The organism is Ruegeria sp. AD5, assembly GCF_056542345.1.
In genome coordinates this window covers 1-8770 of sequence record NZ_JBQFZR010000011.1, presented here as the reverse complement: position 1 = coordinate 8770, position 8770 = coordinate 1, and the positions used below count along the sequence as shown (strand labels likewise).

Annotated in this window: 9 protein-coding genes; 3 read left to right on the top strand and 6 right to left on the bottom strand. The window is 55.3% G+C overall.

What is annotated here, in order from left to right:
* Nucleotides 1-330: 330 nt before the first annotated feature.
* From ACR0JG_RS20665 to ACR0JG_RS20645, 5 genes are read right to left on the bottom strand one after another with little or no spacing between them, the layout of a single operon-like run.
* Nucleotides 331-1386: an energy transducer TonB family protein gene (locus tag ACR0JG_RS20665; protein WP_480572517.1), complete on the bottom strand. Its 1056-nt coding sequence runs from the start codon at nt 1384-1386 to the stop codon at nt 331-333.
* Complete coding sequence (locus tag ACR0JG_RS20660) at nt 1383-1760, bottom strand: ExbD/TolR family protein (RefSeq protein ID WP_170408723.1); 378 nt, start codon at nt 1758-1760, stop codon at nt 1383-1385. The genes ACR0JG_RS20665 and ACR0JG_RS20660 overlap by 4 nt, the downstream gene beginning before the upstream one ends.
* Before the next feature lie 4 nt (nt 1761-1764).
* Complete coding sequence (locus ACR0JG_RS20655; RefSeq protein ID WP_170613597.1) at nt 1765-2091, bottom strand: biopolymer transporter ExbD; 327 nt, start codon at nt 2089-2091, stop codon at nt 1765-1767.
* Nucleotides 2092-2122: 31 nt separating this feature from the next.
* Nucleotides 2123-2785, bottom strand: a complete 663-nt coding sequence (locus ACR0JG_RS20650; protein ID WP_480572512.1) for a MotA/TolQ/ExbB proton channel family protein — start codon at nt 2783-2785, stop codon at nt 2123-2125.
* Nucleotides 2782-3213: a hypothetical protein gene (locus ACR0JG_RS20645; protein WP_480572509.1), complete on the bottom strand. Its 432-nt coding sequence runs from the start codon at nt 3211-3213 to the stop codon at nt 2782-2784. The genes ACR0JG_RS20650 and ACR0JG_RS20645 overlap by 4 nt, the downstream gene beginning before the upstream one ends.
* Nucleotides 3214-3485: 272 nt before the next feature.
* On the opposite strand from ACR0JG_RS20645, the gene ACR0JG_RS20640 reads away from it, so the two are divergent.
* Nucleotides 3486-4592: a saccharopine dehydrogenase NADP-binding domain-containing protein gene (locus ACR0JG_RS20640; protein ID WP_170395124.1), complete on the top strand. Its 1107-nt coding sequence runs from the start codon at nt 3486-3488 to the stop codon at nt 4590-4592.
* A 3-nt stretch (nt 4593-4595) separates the two neighbouring features.
* Entirely contained in the window at nt 4596-6107 is a 1512-nt protein-coding gene (amaB, locus tag ACR0JG_RS20635) for an L-piperidine-6-carboxylate dehydrogenase (RefSeq protein WP_480454505.1), read from the top strand.
* Between the two features lie 38 nt (nt 6108-6145).
* Here amaB and ACR0JG_RS20630 read toward each other — a convergent pair whose 3' ends face one another.
* Nucleotides 6146-7723 carry a DUF5928 domain-containing protein gene (locus ACR0JG_RS20630; RefSeq protein ID WP_480572506.1) on the bottom strand — a complete coding sequence of 526 codons (1578 nt, stop codon included), beginning with the start codon at nt 7721-7723 and terminating at the stop codon, nt 6146-6148.
* 140 nt (nt 7724-7863) lie between these two features.
* Between ACR0JG_RS20630 and ACR0JG_RS20625 the strand changes: the two genes are divergently transcribed.
* On the top strand, nt 7864-8682 hold the full coding sequence (locus ACR0JG_RS20625; RefSeq protein ID WP_480572503.1) for a sulfotransferase family protein: 819 nt from the start codon (nt 7864-7866) through the stop codon (nt 8680-8682).
* Nucleotides 8683-8770: the final 88 nt, after the last annotated feature.

The following is an 8770-nucleotide window of genomic DNA, read 5'->3' as shown; positions in this document are numbered from 1 at the left end:
AGCCCGGTAGCTCGTCAGGCTCATAACCTGAAGGTCGCAGGTTCAAATCCTGCTCCCGCAACCAACTTTAGAAAATCCAAACACAGCCCGTAGCATAAACGCTGCGGGCGTTCCGCTGTGTACCAAGAGCCAAAAGACCCGCCAACTCCCCAACGAGTTCTATGGTAAGCTGTCCGTCATTGGGCAGCAGTCAAATCAGCTCTTTTTTGCCAACTTCTGTGCTTCGCCCACGGTGACCTTACCGTGATGACCGATCGAAATCCTCTCGCTTGAGCGTGTTGAAGCATTCAGGGAACGATCAACTGGTTCGGCGAATTGCTGTCTTTGGTATCAACTATTTTGGTAATAAAACGATAGCCTGCGGCTTGACCCGCTTGGTGGGCGGGGAAATGGAGCGGCGCGGATGACCTGATCTCTGGCGGCGCGTTCGATTTCAGGTGAGCCAGAGCTATCGACGATATCAACCCAAGCCAGTGATCCATCAGGATTAATTTCGAAGAATACCTGCGCAAACCCGCGGACTGGGACATAGACGACGGGCGTTTGATTGAGGTGGACCAGGACTTGTCCGGCATAGTTAGTGGTATCGGAGTTTCCAACGCCGCGACCCGAGGATTGATTTCGGCCACTGCTGGTTCGGAACGGGTCAGCCCCTTCCTTTTGAAAAAGGCTAAGCGGCGACTCCAATGTTTGCGTAGGGTTGCGCAAATTGTCGAAGTTACTGAACCCATCGAGCGATTTTGGCGTATCCGTTGCGGGCCTTCTGTCCGGGAGGCGGGGGCGTTTGGAAACAGATACGGCCTGATCGGAAGGCGCGGCTTGTTCTTCTGGTGGCTCGTTTGTTGGCTCATCGACCGAACTTGGGATTTCTGGTTCGACTGCCGTACTCTCGAGTGGAGGGACCGGCGCAGTTGAGGCGTCTGTGGGCGGTAAAGCTGCCAAGCGCTCGGGTTCCGGATCGACCGCTGACGTTACGGAGGTATCTGCGTCTGTGGCTGGTTCCGGATTGGACGGGGCGACCGGTTTGGTCGGCACCTCTTCTTGTAGCTCTGATCGTGGGGCGACGGGCGCTCCGACATCGGGTGAAGATACCTGCTGAGGATTGGGGGAAGCGACGAGTGTATCGCTGATCGGGATGTCGGCGGTATCGGGCTTAATAGTGTCTTCAACCGGAGGCTCGGGGCCTTCAGCAGAGTCCGGCTGCACCGGGTCCGTCGTGTCTTCGGTGAATTCCTCGAATGTGTTGCCAAGCTCGATCAAACTGACCGATTCCTCACTGGCCCGCAGTTCTGGCAGACTGGAACCGTAGAAACTGATCCCAAAGATATGCAGGACAAGCGAAAGCACACCCGCCAACGCAGCGATGGCTGCTGACTTCCGGATCATTTTAAAGCCTGCTGGGTCACGAGGAACACAGACGGCGCGCCATACCGTCGAAGGGCACCGGTTACCTCCATCAACCGTTGGCCTGAAACATTGCGGTCGGGGACAATCCTGACCGGTCCGTCATCATGGCTGGACATGAAAGCCTCAGGGTCGGTTTGCACTCCGCGAAAGCTGAGGATGCCATCAGCGTTCAAGACAAGCGCATCGGGAGGGTCGCGGCCTTCGAGTTCCGATGTGTCGACAAGCTGAAGCTCGGGATCAAGCGGTGGTGCCAGAGTGCCTGCAATCAGAAAGAAGATCAGCATCAGAAAGACGACGTTGATCAGAGGGATGGTCGAGTCTCGTTTGCGGCTTGGGCGACCAAAGCGGATCATCGGTCTACTCCAACACCGTGACGGTCAAGCCATCGCGGCCACGCAGCCTGGTCAGCAAATCAACAAGCCTTTGGGCGGACGTATCGGCATCAAGGCTTACCAGAGCCTGACCGGTTCCGATCAGCGCGGACAGCTCATCCAGCGTCAGCGTTTCGCCATTCAAAGTCACGCGCTCTGCGCCGATCTGAATGAAAATTCTCTCCACCGGCTCAGCCGAGGCTAATGCTCCTGAGGTTGCGCTGCTGATTTCGATTTCCGCGAACTTTGAGAAGGTTGAAGACAACATGAAGAACAGCAACAGCAAGAAGATGACATCTATGAGCGGGGTCATCGACATCGGTCGTCTTACAAAGGGAGCCGTGTTACGCATGTTCAGCGTTCAGAATCTCGGTCCTGCCTGAGGCGGCCTGGTTCGAGTTGTTCGGGACCAGAACCGTGCGCAGTGCTTTGTCCGCAAACACCCGTTCCCGGGCAGTTCGGCTTTCAAACCAAGACAAGACCATTGAAGTCGGCATTGCCACCGCAAGGCCAACGGCTGTTGTTACCAGAGCAACCCAGATGCCACCTGCCAACAATGACGGATCAACAGAAGACCCGGCAGACTGAAGGCTTTGGAATGCATTGATCATTCCCAAAACTGTTCCGAACAATCCAAGCAGGGGTGCAAGCTGGGCGACCGTATCCAAAAGCCGAAATCCGCGCTCCAGCCCGGCCAGCGCCAATCCAGCTTCGGCATCCAGTCGAGCGTCCAGATCAGGAGTGTCCGGCGCGTCCATCGCGGCTTCGACAAGCGGTGCAAGATAGCTGCTGCTCTGTGCGAGGCGCGCGCGTGCAGTGGCTCGATCTCCAGCATCCCAGGCTTGCAGCGCTTGTGACAGAATCTTGTGCCGCCCTACGCCACAGGCTGCGAACTGCCAAAGCTTGTAAAGACTAACTGCTACGGTCAGGACCGACATGACAATAAGGATAGCCACAACGGGCCCGCCAAGGGTCAGGATCTCTCGAAGAGAAGAGAGAATATTCATCCAAGCAACTCCACTTCAATCCGGCTGCTGAGCGTTAGGGTCGATTGACAGATGTCGCTCTGGGAGCCTTTTACCACGCATGAACTCGCGCCATTGATCAATGCGCGCCCAACAGTCGTGCAAGACATCTCTGGCAGATCGAACTGACGGACACGTGGGCGATCCAAAGGTAAGTCGCGAAAATCAAAAAGCGAGAGGGTAACGACACTGCCTTCGGTGTCAAATATCACCGTCTCGAATACGGCTTCATCGATAGTGGTTCCGGATTGGTTGGTCACCAGAAAGGTCAATCTGCAGGCACTACCAACGTCTTCCAAGGCATTGAGCTCTAACGAAATCCCAGCGGCAGGTGCCTCAGCGGATTGGGCCAGAGCTGCAAAAGGAAGCAGGCATGCGAAACAGGTAAGCAGGACACGGAGAAATCTCATTGAAGGCACCTATATGCTTGGGCGAACCGCGATTGCCCGCGTTGTATAGCCGACAATGGTCCTGTCATACCTGATAGTACAATCACTTCAAAGGAGCGCTGAAACGATTGTGACTTCGACCATGTTCGAAGTCATTTTCGAATAAGCTATTTAGCAAAGTGACGCGGAATACGGCAAAATGACGGAAAATTACCTCATTTCGTCAAGATACGATCTGCAATCCGAACAAGTCGCCCTTCATAATCAAAAGAAACACAGAATGGAGGCGCGTTTTGAGCTGGAATATTTGCGTAGTCGGGGCGGGGAAGATCGGTCAGATGATCGCGACTTTGCTGAAAACCTCGGCACATTACACGGTGACTGTTGCCGATCACGATCTTGCGGCCCTGTCAGCATTCAAGAAGCGGGGCATTTCTACGCGGCAGATTGATGCCAGCGATAGCGCGGGCTTGGAGAAAGGCCTTAAAGGTTTTGATGCGGTGATCTCTGCCGCGCCGTTCTTTCTGACACCGGCAATTGCAAGCGCAGCTAAAACTGTTGGGGCGCATTACTTTGACCTGACCGAAGATGTCGCCGCCACCAACGCGGTGCGCGAGCTGGCGCAGAACAGCGAGACGGCATTTATGCCGCAATGCGGGTTGGCCCCCGGGTTTGTCGGGATTGCAGGCGCTGCGCTGGCGGCGGAGTTCGATGAAATCGACAGCCTGCATATGCGGGTCGGGGCGTTACCGCTCTATCCGACCAACGCGTTGAAATATAACCTGACTTGGTCAACCGATGGGCTAATCAACGAATACTGCAACCCCTGCGATGCCATTGTGAATGGCGAGAGGGTTAAGACAGCCCCCCTCGAAGATTATGAGCTGATCGGCCATGACGGAGTCGAGTACGAGTGCTTCAATACATCGGGCGGGCTGGGCACCTTGCCCGAGACGCTAGACGGTAAGGCGAAGGCGGTATCCTATCGCTCGATCCGCTATCCGGGCCATCGGGATATCTTGCGCTTGTTGCTCAGTGACCTGGGACTAGAGCGTCGCCGCGATCTGCTGAAAGAGATTTTTGAAACGGCCTTGCCGCGTACGGATCAAGACGTCGTGTTGGTCTATTGCACTGCAAAGGGCATCGTTGACGGCACGTTGCGTGAGAAATCCCTGATCAACAAATCCTTTGCGCGCACCATCGATGGACAAGTCTGGAGTGCGATCCAAGTAACCACTGCGGCAGGCGTATTGGGTGTCGTCGATCTGATGCGGACAGGGGTTCTGCCCTCGAAAGGCTTTGTTCGGCAAGAGCAGGTAAAGCTTGCCGATTTCCTGAACACCGAATTTGGCCGGCTTTATCGCGCCGGTGACGTTACCGAACAAAACAAGGCGGCTTGAGATATGAAAGACATTATAATGACTGCTGAAACCACGCTTGCGAATTTGGACCTGACTGCAGCTGAGCTTAGCGGCGGGTCGCTGCGGGTGACCTCTCCGATAGATGGCAGCCTGTTGGCCGAGGTTCACGAAACTCCGGTTTCCGAGATGGGGGCCATCTTTGCCCGCTCGAAAGCGGCGTTCAAGGAATGGCGCGTTGTGCCGGCTCCGCGCCGGGGTGAGTTGATCCGCCTGCTGGGCGAAGAGCTGCGGGCCGCCAAGGACGACCTTGGCGCGCTTGTCAGTTGGGAGGCAGGCAAGATCACCTCGGAAGGTCTGGGCGAAGTGCAGGAGATGATCGACATCTGCGATTTTGCTGTTGGTCTGTCGCGGCAGCTTTATGGTCTGACCATTGCTTCGGAACGCCCGGGTCACCGGATGATGGAAACGTGGCATCCGGCGGGACCGGTCGGAGTGATCTCGGCCTTTAATTTCCCCGTGGCGGTATGGTCGTGGAATGCTGCGCTGGCCCTGGTCTGTGGTGATCCGGTAGTTTGGAAACCGTCCGAGAAAACGCCACTGACCGCGTTGGCTTGCCAGAAAATCTTTGAGCGGGCATTGGCCCGGTTTGGTGACGCCCCCGAGGGGCTTTTGCAGACCCTGATCGGTGGTGCCGATCTGGGTGAGGCGCTGGTTGCCAGCGAGGATGTGCCGATCATTTCAGCCACCGGCTCGACCCGGATGGGCCGCGCGGTGGCGCCGATTGTGGCGCAGCGCTTTGGAAAGTGTATTCTGGAACTCGGCGGCAATAACGCGATGATCGTTGGGGCGTCGGCTGATCTGGAAATGGCGGTGCGCGCGATCGTATTCTCGGCTGTCGGGACAGCAGGGCAGCGCTGTACGACACTGCGGCGGTTGATTGTACACAACTCGATCCGCGAGGAACTGGTTGGGCGTCTGAAGAAAGCCTATGCAGGTCTACCCATCGGTAATCCGTTGACCGAGGGTACGTTGATTGGGCCGTTGGTGGATGAAGCTTCGGGCAATGCGATGACCGCAGCGCTTGAATCAGCAAAGGCCGAGGGTGGTGCCGTGTTCGGAGGTCAGCGCGTGACCGAAAATGTACCGGGCGGTGTTTATATGCAACCGGCCATCGTTGAGATGCCGGGCCAGACCGCGACTGTGAAGGCCGAGACCTTTGCTCCGATCCTTTACGTCATGGGCTATGACGATTTTGCCGAGGCGATCGAGATTCAGAACGACGTGCCACAGGGCTTGTCGTCCTGCGTTTTTACACTGAACATGCGCGAAGCCGAGCAATTCCTGACAGCGGCCGGGTCGGATTGCGGGATTGCCAATGTGAACATCGGCCCGTCCGGGGCCGAGATCGGTGGCGCATTTGGTGGCGAGAAGGAGACCGGAGGCGGGCGCGAAAGCGGATCAGATGCCTGGAAAGCCTACATGCGCCGTCAGACCAACACGGTAAACTATTCAGCCGAGTTGCCATTGGCGCAGGGTGTCAAATTCGACATCTGAACGCGAATGTCCGGCGGCACCTGATCGTGCCGCCGGATTCAATCAGCGAACAGGTAATCCAGTTGCATGATCGCTTTGGCCTGATCGGCACTGATCCCCAGAAATTCCGCAATAATCACCTCATTCTCCGAACGTTCCGCCGCCTCACGCAAATGGAACAGCCCATCATTCTGGGTACTGCGGATTAATTCGGATTCGTAAGCCAGCGCATTGCGAAGGGTCGGTAGCAGGCGTGCAAGAGAATCCTGTGAGCTGTTCTGGCCCGCAAGACCGACACGATGGGCATGACCCGTCAGATATTCATCTGAATAGGCACATTCGATTTCCAGAACACGTGTTTGGGCCTGATCTGCACAGAAATCCTGAATGACGTCCAGATTGGCCGGATCTACGCAGAGTACCAGCCTGTCGCTTTGGAAATAATCGAACAACATACGTGCAACGGCCCGCCGATGGCGCGACCGCTTAATCAGGGTCGTCTCGATTCCACCCAAATCGGGCAATGGCGTATCCTGCTCATCATAGATGTATTCGATGCAGGGAATGGGGGTTTCCGACGCGATCTGGTCAACAAGCCGTTTGGCGACATGCCACTTCTTGCAAACAATCAGAAACGCCTGCCGCTCGGGGCCTAACGTATTGCCGACCTCCCAAAAGCGCTGAGCGAAACGTCGTCCTACCCGACCGCGACCGGCAAGGAAGTGATACAGATTACGCCCTTCGTTCGAGATGTGGAACGTGACCCCTTCGCTGGCATAAAGCTGACCCAACCGTTCCTTCAACTCATGGGCCTCGGGGCTGATCTTGCGAGCGAACAGGTAGTTCTGCCCCAACAGCATGTCATAGTGATCATTGTAGAAGGTGACAGGCATGCCATAGTCGGAAAACATCAAAAATGTCAGTGTACGGTTTTCGATTTCCTGCTTCGGGACGAGGTGGCGAACAAGCGTCTGAAAGAACGTCTCGTCCGGAATCCAGGTGGTCGAGAAAAACCGGACCACATCGCGGCGTTGGCGCAGGAAGTCCAGAATCATCTCGACTGTGCGACGGCGCAGGCACCACCACTGGCTACCGATCTTGACCTGCAGGTCTGCAGGTATGCCGCGGGTCAGACCGAAACGCTTTTGCATTTCGTATGCGGCATAGAACAGGCGCGGCTGATTGCGTTCGTTGAAATAGTGACGATAGATCAGCCGGTCTTCTTTCATTCCGGTCTTAATCCAATTGCTTTCGAAGAAGTCATGGCTTTCGATGAAATCCATGTCGCGTTCATCAAGAAAGCTGTGCACATACTCGGCGGTTTTAATTGCCATGCAATCGCCGGACAGCATGTAAAAATGGGTGACCCTTGGGAACTGATCCACCGCCGCCTGTAATGCATGGAGCGTGGCCTGAACCAGTGACCATTCGCCCCATCCGCATTTGATCCGCTTCGTTGCAAATGTGACATTGCGGTTATCTTTCAGGGCGTCGCGTATCTGCGCATAATCCGTATCGTTGGCGCGGGCGTCAAAATGGATCGCCATACAATCGCCGGCAGCCGTCAGCTGACGTGCCTGCGCAATGATCGCGTCAGGATCTTTGTGGCACAGCAAGATATAGGCAATCTTTGCCATTTGCGTCTCGTAATTCCCCGTTTCTGCCCAATTGCAACCGTGATACTGAGGATGAGCGATTGAATAAACAGAATATTTTTGGTTCTTTGGGTCAAAATGCCGGAGTATCAATGCGATAACTGGCTAAGGAGGCGCAGTAGATGGGTTTTCCCGGAACGTGGATGACCGAAAGTCAAAGCATGGTCTACCGTGTTGTGCCGAAATGCGCCTGTTCGACGATCGGGCAAATCATGTATTTCTCGGATCATGGCAGCTTCTTTGATGGTGACATTCACGATGCCAAGGACGGAATGCACAAGTGGGCCTTTGGTGCCAGTCAGGATCCGATTGCCAGAAATGTTCAATCGCACCAGTCCTATACATTCACCTGCGTGCGTAATCCCTACACACGCATTCTCAGTTCCTTTTTTGACAAGATCTGTGGCATCCAGCGCAACGGCAAACGATATCGCGGCAATCTGGTGCCAACGCTGATTTACAACTATGGAATCGAGGTTGGCGGTGACGATGGCAAAGGCGAGTTCGATCAGATCGCCAGTTTCCGCCGGTTTCTGTTATTTGCACGTGACACGATCCGTTGGCGGCGTCCGATGGACCCCGACATTCACTGGTCTGCCATGTCTGGCCATGTCTCGACGCTGATCGCTAATGGCGGGCGATATGATCGGATTTTTTGGACCGAGAAGTTCAACTATGGGATGCAGGGTGTATTGGACAATCTTGAAACCTCGCATCCCGTGACTCTGTCCGAAATCCCGCGCTTCAACGAATCCGAAGGCCATGGGCCAAAACGCGTGCATCCGGTCGAGGATTACTTTGACGATTTGTCGATGCATCTGGTCTACGAGATCTACAAACAGGATTTTGAACTGTTCAAGTATGATTTCGAGAATCCCGCCAACAAAATGCCGACGGGTGAGATCGATCTAGATGAGATTCACGCCAAGCTGGGTGATTAAGACGCTCGAAGTGTGAGGCTCCCGCCCATCGTCAATGTCTCTTGTGAGACATCTCCTCTGGTTGGGCCCGGCGCCGCGCAAAGCGCGG